The following is a 19,974-nucleotide window of genomic DNA, read 5'->3' on the forward strand; positions in this document are numbered from 1 at the left end:
AAATAAAATTGATTTATTGCATTCATTCATGAATTAAACAGATGAATTACTCGCTACGCCAGCTTCGAATTTTTGTCACCGTCGCCCATGCCCGCAGCTTTAGCCGGGCAGGGGAGATGATCGGTCTGAGCCAGTCGGCCGTCAGCCACAGCGTTAAAGAGCTGGAAAACCAGACGGGCGTGAGGCTCCTTGACCGCACCACGCGCGAAGTGGCGCTCACCGAGGCGGGCCAGCAGCTGGCTGCGCGGCTTGAAAGACTGCTTGATGAACTACATATCACCCTGCGGGACGTGGGGCGTATTGGGCAACAGCTTTCCGGCACCGTGCGCGTGGCGGCCAGCCAGACGATTTCCGCGCACCTCATTCCACAGTGCATTGCTGAAAGCAACCATCGTTTTCCGGAGATCGATTTCGTCCTGCACGACCGGCCGCAGCAGTGGGTACTGGAGAGTATTCGCCAGGGCGATGTGGATTTCGGTATTGTTATCGATCCGGGACCGGTCAGCGATCTGGCGAGCGAGATCGTGCTTTCAGAGCCGTTTTTGCTGCTATGTCGTGAGGACGACCCGCTGGCGGCGCTTGCGGAGGTACCGTGGCAGGCGCTGCAGGGAATGAATCTTGTGCTGCAGGACTATGCGTCGGGCAGCCGTCCGCTGATTGACGCCGCGCTTGCCGCGCAGAATATCAGCGCCCAGATTGTGCAGGAGATTGGCCATCCGGCGACCCTCTTTCCGATGGTGGAGGCGGGTATTGGTATCAGCGTATTGCCGGCGCTGGCGTTACCGCTGCCGCAGGGAAGTCACCTGACGGTGAAGCGTTTTACTCCCGCTATTGAGAGAAAGCTGATGCTGGTGCGACGTAAAAACCGTTCGCTATCGGGCGCGGCGCAGGCAATCTGGGACGTGGTGCGTATCCAGGCTCAGAGGCTTACCGAAGCCCGCATACGCGACCCGTTGTTTAATGCGTTTGATCGTTAGATATAGACGTCAACCTGACGATCGTCAGAGGGCATATTCACGCCCTCAATTTTACCCTGCTTCTGATCCTGCTTTTTCTGCGCTTCCTCGGCCTGCTGGCGCTGAAGCTGCGCCAGCTGTGCCTGCAGCACTTTGAGCTGCGTCTGGATTAACTCCTGCTGTTTTTTCTTTTCATCAACGCTGATGGGGCTATTCACCAGCTCTTTTAGCTGCTGCGTGAGCTTTGTGATTTTCGCCATGATGCGGCTAATCTGCGACGGGATATCGTTGCCGCTGCTGGCGCCACTGCCGCCGGTTTGAATTTGGGTGGTTGAAGCCTGAATGGTAGTCATGCGATTTCCTTTTGCCGTAAAACAGAGGTATCGGCAGATCGGGAATTAGCTTGAGTAATGAAAAGGAGTGTGGGGGAGAAGTTCGAATCACTAATTTTATTGCAGATAGCAAAAAAGCGCCTTTAGGGCGCTTTTTTACATTGGTGGGTCGTGCAGGATTCGAACCTGCGACCAATTGATTAAAAGTCAACTGCTCTACCAACTGAGCTAACGACCCGAAATGGTGGGCGATGACGGGCTCGAACCGCCGACCCCCTCCGTGTAAAGGAGATGCTCTACCAACTGAGCTAATCGCCCATTTCGGAACTGCTTTTGATAAGGTGAGAATGGTGGGCGATGACGGGCTCGAACCGCCGACCCCCTCCGTGTAAAGGAGATGCTCTACCAACTGAGCTAATCGCCCAATCTCAATTCTTATCTACACTGCGAGCCTACCGAAGTAGATGGTGGGTGATGACGGGCTCGAACCGCCGACCCCCTCCGTGTAAAGGAGATGCTCTACCAACTGAGCTAATCACCCCCGCTGTGTGGAGTCGCATTATAGGGAGAGTTGAAAATGAGTCAACGCATTTTCTAAAGTTTTTATTCGTTCGTCGTAAAATTAAACAAAACGATCGCGGAATGGGCTGTCGCGCATGATTTCTAAACAAATTTAGTAAACTCTTTCCTGATAAAGGGAACAACATTGAGGAATCGCCGCACGGTGATAGAATATTGCCCATTGTTTTTTCCCCCGGATTTGCCGGTGAGCGGCATCTGTATAACGTAAGGCCATTTCATGAAAATCAAAACTCGCTTCGCGCCCAGCCCGACAGGCTATCTGCACGTTGGTGGAGCACGTACTGCTCTCTATTCCTGGCTTTTTGCTCGTCATAATAAAGGTGAGTTCGTGCTGCGCATCGAAGATACCGATCTTGAGCGCTCCACGCCGGAAGCAATCGAAGCCATTATGGATGGTATGAACTGGCTGAATCTGGAGTGGGATGAAGGCCCGTACTTCCAGACCAAACGTTTTGACCGCTACAACGCCGTCATCGACGACATGCTGGTAGCGGGTACGGCCTATAAATGCTACTGCTCGAAAGAGCGTCTGGATGCGCTGCGTGAAGAGCAGATGGCAAACGGTGAAAAGCCGCGCTATGACGGCCGCTGCCGACACGATCACAGCGAACACGCGGCGGACGAGCCTTGCGTTGTGCGTTTTGCCAACCCGCAGGACGGCTCCGTTATCTTTGATGACCAGATCCGCGGCCCGATCGAATTCAGCAACCAGGAGCTGGATGACCTGATCATCCGCCGTACCGACGGTTCCCCGACCTATAACTTCTGCGTTGTCGTGGATGACTGGGATATGGAAATCACCCACGTTGTGCGTGGCGAAGACCATATCAATAACACGCCGCGTCAAATTAACATCCTGAAAGCGCTGAATGCGCCAGTGCCTGTTTACGCGCACGTTTCCATGATCAACGGCGATGACGGCAAAAAGCTGTCTAAGCGCCACGGCGCGGTGAGCGTGATGCAGTACCGCGACGATGGCTATCTGCCTGAAGCGCTGCTGAACTACCTAGTACGTTTGGGCTGGGCTCATGGAGATCAGGAAATCTTCAGCCGGGAAGAGATGATCGCGCTGTTCTCTCTGAGCTCTGTAAGCAAATCAGCCAGTGCGTTTAACACCGAAAAACTGCAGTGGCTGAACCACCATTACATCAACACCATGCCGCCAGAATACGTGGCAACCTATCTGCAGTGGCACATTGAGCAGGCAAACATTGATACGCGCACCGGTCCTGAACTGGCGGATTTGGTGAAACTGCTAGGCGAGCGTTGCAAAACGTTGAAAGAGATTGCCGATAGCTGCCGCTACTTCTATGAGGAGTTTGAAGAGTTCGATGCCGATGCGGCGAAAAAACATCTGCGTCCGGTAGCGCGTCAGCCGCTGGAAGTGGTTCGCGACAAGCTGGCTGCTCTGACGGAGTGGACCGCAGAAAATGTGCATCACGCTATTCAGGCTACCGCAGATGAACTGGAGGTTGGCATGGGTAAAGTGGGCATGCCGCTGCGCGTTGCCGTTACCGGTGCAGGTCAGTCTCCAGCGCTGGATGTTACCGTTCATGCAATCGGTAAATCCCGCAGCGTGGCGCGTATCAATAAGGCACTGGATTTTATTGCCCAGCGTGAAAGCCAGCAGTAATCAAGCTTGAGATGGCAAAACGGCAGGGGAAAAACCTGCCGTTTTTTTATGCGTCTAATTCAGCGATGCCGAGACGCGAAAGAAAGCCCCGAATGCCCTCGCGGGTCAGCAGGACATGGAGGCGCTCCTGTTCTGCAGGCGTCATGATTTCCAGCGCATCAATAATTTGCGTAAGCAGGGAAGGGGACGCCTGCTCTCCGTATAAAGACGGCGTTTCTGCCAGCTGGTAAACCGCCTGGCGATTACGTACGGCGGGAAGGCTCATGATGTGTTTCTTTACCCGCGCATCAAGATGAATCCAACGTGCGCGCCCGCCTTTCACGCCATTAATCTTTTCGGTTTTCCATTTCTGCTGGCGTATCCAGCGGTTAACGGTTTGCTTGGTTACACCTAAACTTTCCGCCAGCTCTTCTGTGGTCATTTTGCTGCGTAATCTGTTCATATCAGTTCTGGTCGCGTATGTCTAAGCGTTGTAACAATCCGGTTATCCCTTCCCGCAGCAGCAGAGATGTCATTTGCTTTTGCTCATCCGGCGTCATTTCATTGGCCAGCGTCAGAAGCAAAGTATGAAGCGTGCCGTCTTGATAAGCACCTTCAGGCATATCTGGAGATTCTGTCGCCCTGCGTGCGCTGCAGATAAATTCTCTTACCTTTGCATTCACATGCACCAGGCGCGCTTTACCCCCCTGAACGCCGGGCTTGGGCGACGTGATCCAACCCTCTTTTCGGACCCATTTATTGATGGTTTGGCGGCTATAGCCAGTGAGCAGGGCTAACTCTTCTGGTGTCATTCGTTCCTTGATCATGCCATTTCCTGAGTCTTCGTGTGGTTAATTAGTGGTTCATTTTATAGCACCGTTTTACATGAAAACGTGACAGGCTTAACTCCTGACTGCGAGCACCCTCGCAAAGTGATTCATTTGCATGAATTTTCGGCGGTTGAGCGGCTGGCGTTGATTTTGCCGTTGACACTCAGCGGCGGAATTCATATTATGCCGCCCGTCAACATGACAGCTTTACGACGGGGCTATAGCTCAGCTGGGAGAGCGCCTGCATGGCATGCAGGAGGTCAGCGGTTCGATCCCGCTTAGCTCCACCAAACTCTGAACCCAACAGAGTGCGGTGTGTAAAGTAACATGTGGGGCTATAGCTCAGCTGGGAGAGCGCCTGCATGGCATGCAGGAGGTCAGCGGTTCGATCCCGCTTAGCTCCACCAAAATTTAAACCCTCGTCGAAAGACGGGGGTTTTTTTTATGTCGCTGTTACATCCTTCAACACTTTTTGTTATTGAACCGTTTTTTTTCTATACTCTTCATAAACTCAAATCAATAAAACGATCTCTTTCTGGACTTCAACTTGCTTCGCGCAAATAATGAACTTATTATCCTTGACGTCAATGATTTAAATGAGTTAATAGATTATTAATCTTAATGAAAAGAAAATATGGTAATAATGTAAAAGTATTTATAATTGCCCTGCTGTTATGCATGTTTGCGGTTCCTTTTTCACGTTATATTTCACCGCGCGCAATCGTAAATGGTAATGAGGTCTATCTTGCATGGTTGCCCTTGAGCGTGATGCTGGCCATGATGTTATTGTTTGGCCGCCGGGCAATTATTCCTGTTTTGCTAAGTTTCATTATTACTAATGTTTATTATTTCCAGTTAACTCTTTTACAGCATGTCGTCATGCTCATGTGCCAGACTTTCGCGGTCTTCGCGATGTGTGGCGTTGCCCGCGTGCTGATTGGCAGGCGCTGGCGGCACAGCGTGCCTAATAAGTACATTGGCATCCGTATTTTCTGGCTGGGTTTCATGGTGCCGTTCGGCATCAAGCTTTCAATGTATCTTGCCGGCTATTTATTCGATTTCCCTGTTTCGCTTTCGACATTCTTTGGTGAAGGTACGGCTATATATAATGTAGTAGATATTCAAAGTCTAATCTGTGCTGCACTGATTTTCACGATGATATTCTATTACCCACTAAGAATGATTGTGAATCCCCGCTATGCCAGAACCTTTTGGCTGCGGAGCCTGAAGCCTTTCATTTTCAACAAGAAACCCTTTTTTATATTAGGATGGCTCATGCTTCTGGTCATCCTGGTGGCGATTTTATGCGTTCCCTTCAGGTCAACGATTATTGCCGGTTATTTAATGCCGCTCATCTTCATCCTGTTCACGCTTGGGATCAGTCGTATGAGCTATGCGCTCATCTCCCTTCTGTGGGCAGCATCGGCGTTTTTACTGTTAACCTATAACAACAATTTCCTCAGCGGCGTGGAGTCGGGTTATACCCTCGCATTCATCCTGTCAGTGCTTATCTCCTTCGCTATCTGTCTGCTTTATATGTCGAAGATCTATCGCCGCAGTGAGTGGATGAAGCAAGGATGGCAGGAAAGGGCGCTTACTGACCCGCTGACGGGGCTTCCCAATATTCGCGCGCTGGAGGATTTCCTGCTGGAGCATCCCACGGCCAAAGTGTGCTGTTTGCGCATGGATAACCTGGAGTTTCTGAGCCGCCATTACGGCATTCTCATGCGCGTTCACTGCAAGCGAATGATCACCACCTCACTGCAGCCTTTCCTGCAAAAAGATGAAAAGCTTTTTCAGCTTCCCGGTAGCGAGCTCGTCGTGGTGCTGTTGGGCCCTGAGACCGCAGAGCGGTTACAGCATATGGTTGACTATTTAAACAGTCGTAAGATCGTATGGAACAAAGCGCCGCTGGATATTGAGTTTGGCGCAGCGTGGGGAGAGGTTGAAAACGGTGAAAACCTTCACCACACGCTGGGACAGCTGAGCTGGCTGTCTGAACAAGCCTGTACCACCCATAACGCGCTGGGGTTAACAAACAGTCTCGAGACGGTGTCAGGCCAAACCACCGATCGTGTGCTGATGCTGAGCCGCGTAAAGCGGTCGCTGGATGAGGGTGGATTACGGCTTTACGCGCAGCCTATCCGTAACGCGGAAGGGAAGGGCTATTATGAAATTTTGGCCCGCCTTGAAAGCGATGGGGAAATTATCACGCCCGACCGCTTTATTCCTCTGATCGCCCAGTTTAACCTAAGCCATCGGTTCGATTTAAGCGTGGTCGAAAAGCTGCTGGAATGGCTTCGCGATCATCCGCACCCCCATGCTGACACCCGTTTTTCCGTCAACCTGATGCCGTTTACGCTGATGCTGAAAGACACGGCAACCGAAATTATTCAGCTCTTTGAGCGATATGGCGTAGCACCGGGCACAGTGGTCATTGAGATCACCGAAGAGCAGGCATTTTCTAACTCTGGAACGAGCATCAACAACATTCAGCAGCTCCGGGACTACGGATTCCGCATCGCCATTGATGATTTTGGCACCGGTTATGCCAACTATGAGCGGCTTAAGCGCCTGCATGCTGACATCATCAAGATTGACGGCTGCTTCGTGAAGGATATTTGCACCGACAGCATGGATGCAATGATTGTGCAGTCCATTTGTAATCTGGCAAAAACAAAGTCGCTGTGCGTGGTTGCGGAGTACGTGGAAACGGAGGAGCAGCGCGAGATGCTGCTGCGTTTTGGCGTGGACTATCTTCAGGGCTATCTGATAGGTAAACCCTCACCGCTTGCTGAACTGCATGCATAAAAAAACCGGGAGCCACTGCTCCCGGTTTTCAATTATGCGATCCGAATTACAGAACCAGCGCTGCGATAGAAGCAGACAGCACGCTAACCAGCGTTGAACCGTAAACCAGCTTCAGGCCGAAGCGAGAAACAACGTTACCCTGTTCTTCGTTCAGCCCTTTGATCGCACCGGCAATAATGCCGATGGAGGAGAAGTTCGCGAAGGAGACCAGGAATACGGACAGGATGCCTTCCGCGCGCGGGGAGAGCGTGCTGGCAATCTTCTGCAGATCCATCATCGCAACAAATTCGTTAGAGACCAGTTTGGTCGCCATGATACTGCCCACCTGCAGCGCTTCGCTGGCCGGGACACCCATCACCCACGCAACAGGGTAGAAGATGTAGCCCAGGATCCCCTGGAAGGAGATACCCAGCACCGCAGCGAACAGGGCGTTCAGAGCGGAAATCAGTGCGATAAACCCGATCAACATGGCGGCAACGATAATCGCCACCTTAAAGCCTGCCAGAATATATTCACCCAGCATTTCGAAGAAGCTTTGACCTTCATGCAGATTCGCCATCTGCAGGTTCTCTTCGCCTTCATCTACGCGGTACGGGTTGATAATAGACAGAACGATAAAGGTGCTGAACATGTTCAGTACCAGCGCGGCAACCACGTATTTTGGGTCCAGCATGGTCATGTACGCGCCCACGATAGACATCGATACGGTAGACATTGCCGTGGCCGCCATGGTGTACATGCGGTTGCGGGACATTTTGCCGAGGATATCTTTATACGCGATGAAGTTTTCAGACTGGCCCAGAATCAGGGAGCTGACGGCGTTAAAAGATTCCAGCTTGCCCATGCCGTTAACTTTGGAAAGTACGGTACCAATGGCGCGAATAACAATCGGCAAAATACGGATGTGCTGGAGAATACCGATCAGCGCAGAGATAAAGACGATAGGGCACAGGACCTTCAGGAAGAAGAACGCCAGACCCTGATCGTTCATATTACCGAAGACGAAATTGGTTCCTTCGTTGGCAAATCCGAGCAGTTTTTCGAACATTTCGGAGAAGCCTTTAACGAAGCCGAGGCCCACGTTGGAGTTCAGGAAGAACCACGCGAGTAAAACTTCGATAACCAGAAGCTGAATAACATAGCGAATGCGGATTTTTTTCCGGTCATGACTGACCAGCAGCGCAAGCGCAGTAACGACAACAAGTGCCAGGACAAAGTGAAGGACGCGGTCCATATTTGCTCCAAATATGAGGCAGGTTTAATTTCCGTGCACATTCTATGTAACAAGCGCAAAGAAAACGAGATCAAGACCACACTATAGTTACGTCCTGTGACGAGTCTCAAAAATAGTGATCAACAATACATTTTTGTTATGTTAGGTAAATGAGTGAAAAGTTAAGTTTGTGTGCTACCCTTCACAAATAACTGCGCATTTTCACATTCTGTGATGTTGCTCCACCTGCCCTTCTATTGTTCCTGGCTATCAGAGAAATCATTTTTAACCGCTTAAATGAACTTGATAATCATTCTCATTTTGATAGCATGAAACATAGCAAAGGCTATATTTCCAGAGGCAGACATGACAAACAGTCGCGTAGAGGGTAGCAGCGGCAGAGCCGCCCGGAAGCTGCGGTTCGCATTAATGGGTCCCGCTTTCATTGCCGCGATTGGCTATATCGATCCGGGTAATTTTGCGACCAACATTCAGGCCGGGGCCAGCTTCGGCTATCAGCTGCTGTGGGTGGTGGTCTGGGCTAACCTGATGGCAATGCTGATCCAAATGCTGTCTGCCAAGCTCGGTATCGCGACCGGTAAAAACCTGGCGGAGCAGATCCGCGATCATTATCCGCGTCCGGCGGTGTGGCTGTACTGGGTGCAGGCCGAAATTATCGCCATGGCGACCGACCTGGCGGAATTTATCGGTGCGGCAATCGGCTTCAAGCTGATCCTCGGCGTCTCCTTGCTGCAGGGGGCGGTCCTTACCGGGATTGCCACGTTCCTGATCCTGATGCTTCAGCGCCGTGGGCAAAAACCGCTGGAAAAAGTCATCGGCGGGCTGCTGCTGTTTGTCGCTGCTGCCTATATTGTTGAGCTGGTTTTCTCCCAGCCGAATATGGTTCAGCTGGGTAAAGGGATGGTCATTCCGAGCCTGCCAACGTCCGAAGCGGTGTTTCTCGCCGCGGGCGTGCTGGGCGCGACCATCATGCCGCACGTTATCTACCTGCACTCTTCCTTAACGCAGGATCTTCACGGCGGGACGCGAAAAGAGCGCTATTCAGCAACGAAATGGGATGTGGCGATCGCCATGACCATCGCTGGCTTTGTTAACCTGGCGATGATGGCCACCGCGGCGGCTGCTTTCCACTTTAATGGGCATACCGGGGTTGCCGATCTCGATCAGGCCTATCTGACTCTGGAACCGTTGCTGAGCCATGCCGCCGCGACAATTTTTGGCCTGAGCCTGGTGGCTGCCGGCCTCTCTTCGACGGTTGTCGGGACGCTGGCAGGGCAGGTGGTGATGCAGGGGTTTGTGCGCTTCCACATTCCGCTGTGGGTGCGCCGGGCCGTGACGATGCTGCCGTCCTTCATCGTGATTTTGATGGGGCTCGATCCCACGCGCATTCTGGTGATGAGCCAGGTGCTGCTGAGTTTTGGTATTGCGCTTGCGCTGGTGCCGCTGCTGATTTTCACCAGCGACAAATCGCTGATGGGCGAGCTGGTCAATTCCACGCTGGTGAAGCGTACCGGATGGGTCATCGTCCTTATCGTGGTGGCGCTGAATCTGTGGCTCCTGGTCGGCACCGCGCTGGGGCTGTAAATGAAAAAAGGAGCTGGAAGGCTCCTTTTCGCTATTAGTGGTGATGGCCGTGGCCATGACCTTTTCCGCGTCCCCAGCCGCCGCGGCGGTCGTCGCGGTCGTTCCAGCCTTCGCGATAGCCGCGCTCGTACGCTTTGCGGTTATCCCACCCGCGGTGACGGCCATTATCATGTTTCCACCAGCGATCGCCGCGCCACTGATAATGGCGATGCCAGTAGTCGCGGTCGCGCCAGTAGCCGCCGTCCCAGTATCTGCCATAGTCGTCGCGATCGCCGATGCTAAGTTTAACCGAGGGCAACAGGGTGATTTCGCCCGCATTGGCGACCAGCGGGGCCGCAGCCAGTAATACCGCTGCAAGAATCAGTGACCTGAACATACTCTTCTCCTTCACGATCGGGGCCGTTGTCCGGCCTGTTAACGCAATATTACGAGGTGGTAAAGCCACGTTTCATCGCCTTAACTCCGAATTCATGGTGGAGAGCACTTTTTGCTAAAGATGGCGCTAATTTGTGCTATGCAGAATGTGGTCGATGGAGGCCAGCTCGTCGGGCGTGAAGTGGCGATTTTCAAGCATGCCTACCGCATCGTCGATTTGCGAAACCTTACTGGCACCGATCAGCACGGACGTCACCGAATCATGGCGCAAGATCCACGCCAGCGCCATCTGCGACAGCTTCTGCCCGCGGCGTTCGGCCAAGGCGTTTAGACGGCGAACTTTCTCGAGCTTTTCGTCGGTCAGCTGGTCGGGATTCAGGAACTTGCTGCCGCTCGCCGCGCGCGAGTCGGCGGGAATACCGTTAAGGTAGCGGTTGGTCAACTGGCCGCCCGCCAGCGGCGAGAAGGGTATACAGCCCACTCCTTTTTCCTGCAGAAGATCCAGCAGCCCATCTTCCGGAGCGCGTTCGAACATAGAGTATTTGGGCTGGTGGATAACGCATGGCGTGCCGAGGTCGTTAAGAATATCGATAGCCTGCCTGGCCCGTTCAGCGGGATAGTTGGACAAGCCAACATAAAGCGCTTTGCCCTGGCGCACGATGTGGTCCAGCGCCTTCATCGTTTCCTGCAGCGGCGTTTCCGGGTCGGGACGGTGATGGTAGAAGATATCAACATATTCCAGGCCCATGCGCTTCAGGCTCTGGTCGAGGCTTGCGATCAGATACTTGCGCGAGCCCCAGTCTCCGTAAGGACCCTCCCACATGGTGTAGCCCGCTTTGGTCGAAATAATCAGCTCGTCGCGCCAGGGTAAAAAATCTTCCTGCAAAATCCGGCCAAAATGACGTTCTGCCGAGCCCGGAGGAGGCCCATAATTGTTAGCCAGATCAAAGTGTGTGATGCCCAGATCGAAGGCGCGGTGTAAAAGCTGGCGGCTGTTTTCGACCAGCGTGGTATCGCCGAAATTGTGCCAAAGACCGAGAGAGAGGGCGGGTAACTTCAGTCCGCTCTGCCCGCAGCGGCGATACTGCATTGTCTGATAACGATTTTTTTCCGGCTGATAACCCATTCTCATACCCCCAGGCGCTAATAAGAAAAGTAAGTGTATACGCTTACACTCATGTAATGAAATGGTGAATTTTTTGTAAATGATTCTTTCCATGCTCATCTGCTGACTCTTTCTGGACACCTTTCGGGCTTCTCTAATACTCAAGGTGAGGTCAACGTCAGAAGGACACCTGTTATGCGTACCCCCTATTGCGTCGCCGATTACCTGCTGGACCGTCTCAGAGATTGTGGTGCCGATCATCTGTTTGGCGTGCCGGGCGACTACAACCTGCAGTTTCTCGACCACGTTATCGACAGCCCGGATATCTGCTGGGTTGGCTGTGCAAACGAGCTTAACGCCTCCTACGCCGCCGATGGCTATGCCCGATGCAAAGGCTTTGCAGCCCTGCTCACCACCTTCGGCGTGGGGGAGCTCAGCGCCATGAACGGTATTGCCGGAAGCTACGCCGAGCATGTGCCGGTGTTACACATCGTTGGCGCGCCGGGCATGGCGGCGCAGCAGCGGGGTGAGTTACTGCACCACACCTTGGGCGACGGGGAGTTTCGCCATTTCTACCATATGAGTGAACCCATTACCGCGGCGCAGGCGGTGCTGACCGAGCAAAACGCCTGCTTTGAAATCGACCGGGTGCTCACGACGATGCTGCGTGAGCGACGCCCCGGCTATCTGATGCTGCCCGCGGACGTTGCCAAAAAGCCCGCGACGCCGCCCGTCGCGTCGCTCTCCGCCAAACCCCCTCATGCTGACAATGCGTGCCTGCAGGCATTTCGCGACGCCGCGCAGGCCCGGCTTGCTGCGGGCACGCGCACGGCGCTGCTGGCCGATTTTCTCGTGCTTCGCCACGGCCTAAAGCACGCGCTGCAAAAGTGGGTGAAAGAGACCCCGATGGCGCACGCCACCATGCTGATGGGCAAGGGCATTTTTAACGAACGCCAGCCGGGTTTTTACGGCACCTACAGCGGTTCAGCCAGCGTTGACGCCGCCAGGGAGGCCATTGAAGGCGCTGATACGGTGCTCTGCATCGGAACGCGCTTTACCGATACCCTAACCGCCGGGTTTACCCATCAGCTGAGCCTTTCTCAAACTATCGAAGTGCAGCCCCATGCCGCACGGGTAGGGGAGGTCTGGTTTACCGGTATTCCGATGTACCAGGCCATTGAGACGCTGGCAGAGCTGTGCAAGCAGCATGTTCACGATACGTTTATACCCTCCTCCCGGGCCGGTGTTTCGTGGACGACGCCGGACGGGACGCTGACCCAGGAAAGCTTCTGGAGCACGCTGCAGACGTTTATTCGTCCCGGCGACATCATCCTTGCGGATCAGGGTACCTCGGCTTTTGGGGCTATCGATCTTCGCCTGCCAGCGGACGTGAACTTTATCGTGCAGCCCCTATGGGGATCGATTGGCTACACGCTGGCGGCGGCCTATGGTGCGCAAACGGCGTGCCCGGAGCGCCGCACGATCGTGCTTACGGGCGACGGCGCGGCGCAGCTCACTATTCAGGAGCTCGGCTCGATGCTGCGCGATAAACAGCGCCCGATCATTCTGGTGCTGAATAACGAAGGGTATACGGTTGAGCGCGCGATACACGGAGCGGAGCAGCGTTATAACGATATAGCGCTGTGGAACTGGACGCAGATCCCGCAGGCGCTCAGCCTGGATCCGCAGGCCGAGTGCTGGCGCGTCAGTGAGGCAGAGCAGCTGGCGGAGGTGCTGGAAAAGGTGGCGCACCACGAGCGGCTGTCGCTGATAGAGGTGATGCTGCCAAAAGCCGATATTCCGCCGCTGCTCGGGGCGATAACCAAAGCGCTGGAAGCGCGCAATAACGCCTGATTACTTATCCTTCCCTGAAACCATCATCATCGGTTTGCCCGCCAGCAGGAGCCAGGCGGGCAACATCACGATGCACAGCAGTGGGATCAGCGTGGTATCAGGCACCACTGCCGCAGCCATAAACAGGCTCAGCCACGCGTCGCGCGTCACCACCAGAACCAGCCCCAGAATAGAGCAGGAAACGGTAATTGCCGCAGGGACGGCCTCCACGTGCTCGTGCAGCATCAGCCCCAGCGCTACGCCGATAAATACTGCCGGGAAGATACGTCCGCCCCGGAAGCCGCAGGCCGCGGCGACCACCACGGCGGCCAGCTTAATCAGCGCAAACAGCATATAGTCGGAAACCGTGAAGACCTGGCTGAAGGCCATCTGCTGCATTTCATCGAGCCCCTTAAACAGGGTGATATGCCCGCCGATGGCGCCAAGAATGCCTAACATGAACCCGCCCACGCCCAGCATGAGCACCGGATGCTTGAGCTTATGCATCAGGCGATGCAGGCGCGGCAGGCACCACACGGCAACCATGCCCAGCGCGATAGCGATTGCCGCCACGATTGCCCCGCTAAAAATATCCGCAATCTGCATTTGTCCGTAATGCGAGATGGGCAGCGAAAAGTGAGGATGAAAGAAAAGGCTGGTGGTTAATGCCCCCGCGGCCGCGGCCATCAGCGGGGCAAACAGGCGATCCCACAGTGGAATATCGTTATTGCTGCCGAGGGTTTGCGAGAAGATCAGCGCTGCTGCAACCGGCGTGCCGAACAGCGCGCCAATGGTGCCCGCAGAGGCCAGAATCGTCCAGTCCAGCGCCCCCACGCGCGGGAACGCCCGCCCGCCCAGATAGACCGCCAGCGCGATATTGACGGCCATGATCGGGTGTTCCGGCCCCAGGCTGACGCCGCCGGCCAGGCCAACGATTAACGCAATCAGCAGGCCCGGCAGCGCGGACGGCGCAACGGCCTCGCCGATGAGCGGCTCCTGGGCCGGGTCTGGACCGGCGTGTCCTGGGCTGAATCGAATGACAAGCCCAACCGCGAGACCGGTCAGCGTCAGCATCAGAATGGTCCACGCCGGAGAATCTAACGAGACGCCCAGCTGCGTTGGAAGGGTATTCCACAGCACCGACTGCAGAACGGCGGCCACTTTCATCACGATAATTAAAATCAGGCTGGACGCTACGCCGATAATCAGCGCGGGCGGGGCCAGTAGCAGCATGTTTCTGGCTCGCGGATGGAGCATGATGATTTCCTTGTAAAAATCGCGTGACGGTACTTTGCATATTCAGCTTAAGAGAAATGGTGCAAATGGTGCTGAAACGGTAAAGTTATTCTGTGACGAAGATCGATAATCCTGGGGCATTCACCTTCCGGCCGTTGTTGTTATCACGCCTTGAACTTACAGTGTCCCAAAGATTTATTCTGACTTTAGCGGAGCAGTAGAAGAATGACAAAGTATGCTTTAGTAGGTGATGTGGGCGGCACAAACGCGCGTCTTGCCCTGTGCGATGTGGATACAGGCGAAATTTCTCGGGCGAAAACCTATTCCGGGCTAGATTATCCAAGCCTTGAGGCCGTCGTACGCGTCTATCTTGATGAGCACAAGCTGGACGTTGAAGACGGATGTATCGCCATTGCCTGCCCAATCACCGGCGACTGGGTGGCGATGACCAACCATACATGGGCATTCTCCATTGCTGAAATGAAGAAAAACCTCGGCTTTTCCCATCTGGAAATTATCAACGACTTCACCGCGGTATCGATGGCGATCCCGATGCTCAAACCTGAGCATCTGACGCAGTTTGGCGGCACCGCGCCGGTTGAAGGCAAGCCGATTGCCGTTTACGGCGCGGGAACGGGCCTTGGCGTTGCGCATCTGGTGCATGTCGATAAGCGCTGGGTCAGCCTGCCGGGCGAGGGCGGTCACGTTGATTTCGCGCCAAACAGCGAGGAAGAAGGCATTATCCTTGAGGAGCTGCGCGCCGAAATCGGCCACGTATCCGCCGAGCGCGTGCTGTCTGGTCCAGGGCTGGTGAACCTCTACCGCGCGATTGTGAAATCAGACGGTCGTCTGCCGGAAAACCTCAAGCCAAAAGACGTGACCGAGCGCGCGCTGGCGGATAGCTGCACCGACTGCCGTCGCGCGCTGTCGCTATTCTGCGTCATCATGGGGCGCTTCGGCGGCAACCTGGCGCTGAACCTGGGCACCTTCGGCGGCGTTTATATTGCGGGCGGAATCGTGCCGCGCTTCCTCGAGTTCTTTAAAGCGTCCGGGTTCCGCGGCGGGTTTGAAGATAAAGGGCGCTTCAGAAGCTACGTGCAGGACATTCCCGTTTACCTGATCGTGCACGATAACCCGGGGCTGCTCGGCGCTGGCGCGCATCTGCGCCAGGTGCTGGGGCAAATACTCTAAGGTTATATCCCCTCTCCGGTCGGGGAGGGGCGCTGCTTACAGGTGCATGAGCTGGCGGAACTCTTTCACCCTGCTGCGGCTTACCGGCACCTGAAAATCCAGATCCTTCAGGCGCAAAATGTAGGTGTTGTTAAACCAGGGTTCGATCTCGCGGATTTTGTTCAAATTCACGCAAAACGAGCGGTGGCAGCGGAAGAAGTGCGCGGCGGGAAGCTTGCTGCAAAATTCGGTAATGTTCATCGCCATCACGTACGATTCGCGTCGCGTATAGACAAACGTCATTTTCTCGTGTGCTTCGGCGTAGTAAATGTCGTCAATGGGCGTGACGATGATCCGCTCGTCTTTGACCAGATTAATGGTGTCGTTCTCCCGCGCCGTCGGGCTGGCGCTCACCTGCGTCGTCTGCTGCTGCCAGGCCGCCTCCAGCTTTTTCAGCATGCTGATGATGCGCGATTCCTGGTAGGGCTTCAGAATGTAGTCAAAGGCCTCCAGCTCGAACGCTTCAACCGCATGCTCTTTCCAGGCGGTGACGAAAACGATGAACGGCTTATGGGCGAACTGATTAATGTTTTGCGCCAGCAGGACGCCGTCCAGGGACGGGATGTTAATATCCAGAAAAATGGCGTCGACCCGGTTGTGCTGGAGAAACTTCAGCACGTCCAGCCCGTCGTCAAACGTGCCCACAATCTCCATCTGGCTGTGCGTTTTGATAAGCCAGCTCAGCTCTTGTTGAGCCAGAATTTCATCTTCCACGATGATGACTTTCATAGATTACTCCGGCCTAAGGCAGCAGGGATGTTGGCGCAAGCGCGGATGCGCGTTCGTTCGGAACGTAAAAGGCGATCTCGGTGCCGGGCTGAAGGCGGCGAATATGCAGCCCGTCGCCGTACAACAGCTTAACGCGGTGATGCACGTTGAGCAGGCCAATTTTGTTGCCCGGCATTTCGTTTGATTCTACCCGTTCAACCACTTTAGGATCGATACCGTGCCCCGTGTCGCGCACGGAGATGCGCACGCCGTTGCCGCTTTCGGTGACGCTAATGGTGACCACGCCTTTGCCTTTGCACGGCTGAATGCCGTGGACAATCGCGTTTTCGACCAGCGGCTGGATGAGAAGGCTCGGGATCACGCAGTTAACCTCTTCATCGATATCGTAAATAACGGTGAGCTTGTCGCCAAAGCGGGCCTGCTCAATCGCGATGTAATCCTTTATCTGGTAGAGCTCTTTTTTGATGTCGATCTGCTCGTCGTCCTTCAGCTCAATGTTGTAGCGCAGGTAGCGCGACAGATTGAAAATCAGCTGGCGGGCGGTGTCCGGATTCAGGCGAATGGACGAGGAAATGGCGTTCAGCGCGTTGAACAGGAAATGGGGATTTATTTTGCTTTGCAGCGCGCGCAGCTCTGCCTTATTTGCCATCTCGCGCAGCTGCTCCGCGCGCGACACTTCGAGCTGGGTGGAGATAATCTGCGACAGGCCGATAGCCATCTCCTGCAGCGAGGAGGTGATCTGGTGGGCGTGGCAGTAGTAAATCTTCAGCGTGCCCGTCACCACGCCTTTCTCCCACAGCGGGATCACCAGCATGGAGTGGATCTCTGGCGTTCTGTGCGCTTCATCATTGTTTTTAATGATGATTTTCCCGTAGTTAATCGCCTGGCGAGTCGTCGGGCTGATGGTGTCATCGTTGTCGCGATAGTTATGTTCCCCAACGCCGACGTAGGCCAGCACGTGGTCAATGTTAGTGATGGCAACGGCATCGGCGTGAATGTCGCGGCGAATGATATCGCACACCTGGCGCAGCGATTCGGCATTCACGTGGCGGAACAGCGGCAGCGTTTTATTGGCAATGTCGAGCGCCAGCTTTGCCTGCCGCGCCGCGCTGGCCTCTTTTTCACCCTCAACGCTTTGCACCAGCAGCACGATAAAGCCGATGCAGACGCTGCCCAGGATCATCGGTATGCCGATTTTAGACACAATATCGAGGCCCAGCGCGGTGGTCGGGGCCCAGATCACCACCAGGATCATGGTCAACGTTTCGCAAAGCATGCCCGCCGCAATCCCCGCCCGCCAGTGCTGCTTTTTCGGTATTTTGCGGCTAATCCAGCCGGACAATACCCCGGCAATAATGCTGGTGATAAAGCACGGAACCGCGGTCACGCCGCCGATATCAATCAGATAGCGGTGCGTACCGGCAATAACCCCCGTGATAATGCCAACCCACGGACCAAATAAAATCCCGCCGGACATCACGGCGATAATTCGCACATTCACCAGCGAACCCTCAACCGGCACGCCGGACCAGGTGCTGAACAGGGCAAACATCGAGAAGATCGCCGTGACGGCCAGCAGCTCCTTCGGTGAATGGGCCGATTTATGCAGAAGCTCGCGAAACAGGCGGATGCGGATAAGGAAGAAAAGGCAGATCAGCATGAGCGCCGCGCGGTCAAACACGGCGAGAAGCATATTGAAAATTTCGTGCACGAGTGAACCTGGTAAAGCGGGAAAAATCTATAATAAAAAACCTGGCGCAGGATGACCAGCTATCGAGCAGGTTTATCAAATGAGGAAAAACCATAATTTACAAAGGGGATTGAAGGTGTGATGCTGATTTTTCCCCAGGTTTTATCTGTTGAGTGATTGTAGGTAAGTATAAAGATATCAGTGTGTTAATAAATGTGATATCAAAGTGCGCATGCGTGAACAGCGTACCCTTTTTAACGTCAGGTGACTTCCTCTTTTTGATGCGATAAATTTTTTTAACGGGACCACTCGACAGCAGGTTTTTATTCAGGTTACTTTCTAAACATGCCGCATCGGTGGCAGCGTCGCTCGGACGGTCCGGGCGCTAACGTTAATCTGAGGAATCTATGGCTGAGTTCAGTCCTGAACGCCGTTTTACGCGTATCGATCGTCTTCCCCCTTATGTTTTTAATATCACTGCTGAGCTGAAAATGGCTGCGCGCCGGCGCGGCGAAGACATTATTGATTTCAGCATGGGTAACCCTGACGGCCCCACGCCGCCGCACATCGTTGAAAAACTCTGTACGGTTGCCCAGCGTCCGGATACGCATGGCTACTCAACGTCTCGCGGCATTCCCCGTTTGCGCCGTGCTATCTCCCGCTGGTATCAGGACCGTTACCAGGTCGATATCGATCCAGAAAGCGAAGCCATCGTGACCATAGGCTCGAAAGAGGGGCTGGCGCACCTGATGCTGGCGACCCTCGATCACGGCGACACGGTTCTGGTGCCCAACCCAAGCTACCCCATTCATATCTACGGCGCGGTGATTGCGGGCGCGCAGGTGCGCTCCGTGCCGCTGGTGGAAGGGGTGGACTTCTTCAACGAGCTGGAGCGTGCCATCCGCGAAAGCTACCCGAAACCGAAAATGATGATCCTCGGCTTCCCGTCAAACCCGACGGCCCAGTGCGTTGAGCTCGATTTCTTCGAGAAAGTGGTAGCCCTGGCCAAGCGCTACGATGTGCTGGTGGTGCATGATTTGGCGTACGCGGACATTGTGTATGACGGCTGGAAAGCCCCGTCCATCATGCAGGTGCCGGGCGCGCGCGACGTCGCGGTTGAGTTTTTCACGCTGTCGAAAAGCTACAACATGGCCGGATGGCGCATTGGTTTTATGGTGGGGAATAAAACCCTGGTCAATGCGCTGGCGCGTATCAAAAGCTACCACGATTACGGCACTTTTACGCCGCTCCAGGTGGCCGCTATCGCCGCGCTGGAAGGCGATCAGCAGTGCGTTCATGACATTGCCGCACAGTATAAGCGCCGTCGCGACGTGCTGGTTAAAGGGCTTCATGAGGCGGGCTGGATGGTAGAGATGCCGAAAGCCTCAATGTACGTTTGGGCCAAGATCCCTGAACCGTATGCCGCAATGGGGTCGCTGGAGTTTGCCAAAAAGCTGCTACAGGACGCGAAGGTTTGCGTCTCTCCGGGGATTGGCTTTGGCGATTACGGCGACACGCACGTGCGCTTTGCGCTGATTGAAAACAGCGATCGCATTCGCCAGGCGGTGAGGGGGATTAAGAGCATGTTCAGAGCGGACGGGCTGCTTGCCTCCCGAAGCGCTGCCGAGCAACAGCCTGAGGCATAGCCGACAAACAAACAGGAGCCAGTGGCTCCTGTTGTTTTATCGATTTGCTCGGCTAGATCATCAGGGCAAAGGTGCCGGCCCAAACCAATACGATGACCGAAATGCCCATAAAGAAATATTTCACGTTTCATCACTCCGCGTAGCTTACGGTACGCATTAACTGACTAAGTCCACCTGAGTAAAGAGGGT

Annotated in this window: 17 protein-coding genes and 6 tRNA genes; 9 read left to right on the plus strand and 14 right to left on the minus strand. The window is 54.5% G+C overall.

Annotation, left to right across the window (positions count from 1 at the left end):
- Nucleotides 1–41: 41 nt before the first annotated feature.
- The gene (locus DBY73_RS06080) at nucleotides 42–977 is read left to right on the plus strand and encodes a LysR family transcriptional regulator (protein ID WP_112010295.1); all 936 of its coding nucleotides are present in this window, start codon (nucleotides 42–44) and stop codon (nucleotides 975–977) included.
- On the opposite strand, the gene DBY73_RS06085 is transcribed toward DBY73_RS06080, so the two are convergent.
- The 5 genes from DBY73_RS06085 to DBY73_RS06105 form a co-directional block, all read right to left on the minus strand.
- Nucleotides 974–1,309, minus strand: coding sequence for a FlxA-like family protein (locus DBY73_RS06085; protein WP_112010296.1), 336 nt, complete (start codon nucleotides 1,307–1,309; stop codon nucleotides 974–976). The two genes, DBY73_RS06080 and DBY73_RS06085, sit on opposite strands and share 4 nt — an antisense overlap.
- A gap of 141 nt (nucleotides 1,310–1,450) precedes the next feature.
- Nucleotides 1,451–1,526 (minus strand) — tRNA-Lys (locus DBY73_RS06090).
- Between the two features lie 4 nt (nucleotides 1,527–1,530).
- A tRNA-Val gene (locus DBY73_RS06095) sits at nucleotides 1,531–1,606 on the minus strand.
- A 30-nt stretch (nucleotides 1,607–1,636) separates the two neighbouring features.
- Nucleotides 1,637–1,712, minus strand: a tRNA-Val gene (locus DBY73_RS06100).
- Between the two features lie 41 nt (nucleotides 1,713–1,753).
- Nucleotides 1,754–1,829 (minus strand) — tRNA-Val (locus tag DBY73_RS06105).
- Between the two features lie 258 nt (nucleotides 1,830–2,087).
- On the opposite strand from DBY73_RS06105, the gene gltX reads away from it, so the two are divergent.
- Nucleotides 2,088–3,503 (plus strand): glutamate--tRNA ligase, encoded by a 1,416-nt coding sequence (gene gltX, locus DBY73_RS06110; RefSeq protein WP_112010297.1) that lies wholly within the window; start codon nucleotides 2,088–2,090, stop codon nucleotides 3,501–3,503.
- 46 nt (nucleotides 3,504–3,549) lie between these two features.
- Here the strand turns inward: gltX and DBY73_RS06115 are convergent, their stop codons facing one another.
- Together DBY73_RS06115 and DBY73_RS06120 are read right to left on the minus strand one after the other, a co-directional pair.
- On the minus strand, nucleotides 3,550–3,945 hold the full coding sequence (locus tag DBY73_RS06115; RefSeq protein WP_112010298.1) for a YfeC-like transcriptional regulator: 396 nt from the start codon (nucleotides 3,943–3,945) through the stop codon (nucleotides 3,550–3,552).
- A 1-nt stretch (nucleotide 3,946) separates the two neighbouring features.
- Complete coding sequence (locus DBY73_RS06120) at nucleotides 3,947–4,309, minus strand: YfeC-like transcriptional regulator (protein ID WP_112010299.1); 363 nt, start codon at nucleotides 4,307–4,309, stop codon at nucleotides 3,947–3,949.
- 217 nt (nucleotides 4,310–4,526) lie between these two features.
- Between DBY73_RS06120 and DBY73_RS06125 the strand changes: the two genes are divergently transcribed.
- The 3 genes from DBY73_RS06125 (at nucleotide 4,527) to DBY73_RS06135 (ending at nucleotide 7,123) form a co-directional block, all read left to right on the plus strand.
- Nucleotides 4,527–4,602 (plus strand) — tRNA-Ala (locus DBY73_RS06125).
- 41 nt (nucleotides 4,603–4,643) lie between these two features.
- Nucleotides 4,644–4,719, plus strand: a tRNA-Ala gene (locus DBY73_RS06130).
- 214 nt (nucleotides 4,720–4,933) lie between these two features.
- Nucleotides 4,934–7,123 (plus strand): EAL domain-containing protein, encoded by a 2,190-nt coding sequence (locus DBY73_RS06135; protein WP_112010300.1) that lies wholly within the window; start codon nucleotides 4,934–4,936, stop codon nucleotides 7,121–7,123.
- Between the two features lie 46 nt (nucleotides 7,124–7,169).
- Here the strand turns inward: DBY73_RS06135 and DBY73_RS06140 are convergent, their stop codons facing one another.
- Nucleotides 7,170–8,357, minus strand: coding sequence for a NupC/NupG family nucleoside CNT transporter (locus tag DBY73_RS06140; RefSeq protein WP_112010301.1), 1,188 nt, complete (start codon nucleotides 8,355–8,357; stop codon nucleotides 7,170–7,172).
- 345 nt (nucleotides 8,358–8,702) lie between these two features.
- Between DBY73_RS06140 and DBY73_RS06145 the strand changes: the two genes are divergently transcribed.
- Nucleotides 8,703–9,941, plus strand: coding sequence for an Nramp family divalent metal transporter (locus tag DBY73_RS06145; protein ID WP_112010302.1), 1,239 nt, complete (start codon nucleotides 8,703–8,705; stop codon nucleotides 9,939–9,941).
- Nucleotides 9,942–9,975: 34 nt separating this feature from the next.
- On the opposite strand, the gene DBY73_RS06150 is transcribed toward DBY73_RS06145, so the two are convergent.
- Nucleotides 9,976–10,317: a DUF2502 domain-containing protein gene (locus tag DBY73_RS06150; protein ID WP_112010303.1), complete on the minus strand. Its 342-nt coding sequence runs from the start codon at nucleotides 10,315–10,317 to the stop codon at nucleotides 9,976–9,978.
- Between the two features lie 126 nt (nucleotides 10,318–10,443).
- Nucleotides 10,444–11,442 carry an L-glyceraldehyde 3-phosphate reductase gene (mgrA, locus tag DBY73_RS06155; protein ID WP_112010304.1) on the minus strand — a complete coding sequence of 333 codons (999 nt, stop codon included), beginning with the start codon at nucleotides 11,440–11,442 and terminating at the stop codon, nucleotides 10,444–10,446.
- 174 nt (nucleotides 11,443–11,616) lie between these two features.
- Between mgrA and ipdC the strand changes: the two genes are divergently transcribed.
- Nucleotides 11,617–13,275, plus strand: coding sequence for an indolepyruvate decarboxylase (gene ipdC / locus DBY73_RS06160; RefSeq protein ID WP_112010305.1), 1,659 nt, complete (start codon nucleotides 11,617–11,619; stop codon nucleotides 13,273–13,275).
- Here ipdC and DBY73_RS06165 read toward each other — a convergent pair whose 3' ends face one another.
- Nucleotides 13,276–14,511, minus strand: a complete 1,236-nt coding sequence (locus DBY73_RS06165) for an ion channel protein (RefSeq protein ID WP_112010306.1) — start codon at nucleotides 14,509–14,511, stop codon at nucleotides 13,276–13,278. It abuts the gene before it with no gap.
- 204 nt (nucleotides 14,512–14,715) lie between these two features.
- Between DBY73_RS06165 and glk the strand changes: the two genes are divergently transcribed.
- Nucleotides 14,716–15,681 (plus strand): glucokinase, encoded by a 966-nt coding sequence (glk, locus tag DBY73_RS06170; protein WP_112010307.1) that lies wholly within the window; start codon nucleotides 14,716–14,718, stop codon nucleotides 15,679–15,681.
- Between the two features lie 36 nt (nucleotides 15,682–15,717).
- On the opposite strand, the gene DBY73_RS06175 is transcribed toward glk, so the two are convergent.
- Nucleotides 15,718–16,449, minus strand: a complete 732-nt coding sequence (locus DBY73_RS06175) for a LytTR family DNA-binding domain-containing protein (protein ID WP_112010308.1) — start codon at nucleotides 16,447–16,449, stop codon at nucleotides 15,718–15,720.
- A 13-nt stretch (nucleotides 16,450–16,462) separates the two neighbouring features.
- Nucleotides 16,463–18,160: a sensor histidine kinase gene (locus DBY73_RS06180; RefSeq protein ID WP_112010309.1), complete on the minus strand. Its 1,698-nt coding sequence runs from the start codon at nucleotides 18,158–18,160 to the stop codon at nucleotides 16,463–16,465.
- Nucleotides 18,161–18,546: 386 nt separating this feature from the next.
- Here DBY73_RS06180 and alaC point away from each other — a divergent pair, with 386 nt between their 5' ends.
- Nucleotides 18,547–19,785, plus strand: coding sequence for an alanine transaminase (gene alaC / locus DBY73_RS06185; protein WP_112010310.1), 1,239 nt, complete (start codon nucleotides 18,547–18,549; stop codon nucleotides 19,783–19,785).
- 52 nt (nucleotides 19,786–19,837) lie between these two features.
- Here alaC and ypdK read toward each other — a convergent pair whose 3' ends face one another.
- Nucleotides 19,838–19,909, minus strand: a complete 72-nt coding sequence (gene ypdK, locus DBY73_RS06190) for a membrane protein YpdK (protein ID WP_099458937.1) — start codon at nucleotides 19,907–19,909, stop codon at nucleotides 19,838–19,840.
- Nucleotides 19,910–19,974: the final 65 nt, after the last annotated feature.

It is taken from the genome of Enterobacter sp. RIT418 (assembly GCF_003057745.1).
GTDB lineage: Bacteria > Pseudomonadota > Gammaproteobacteria > Enterobacterales > Enterobacteriaceae > Enterobacter.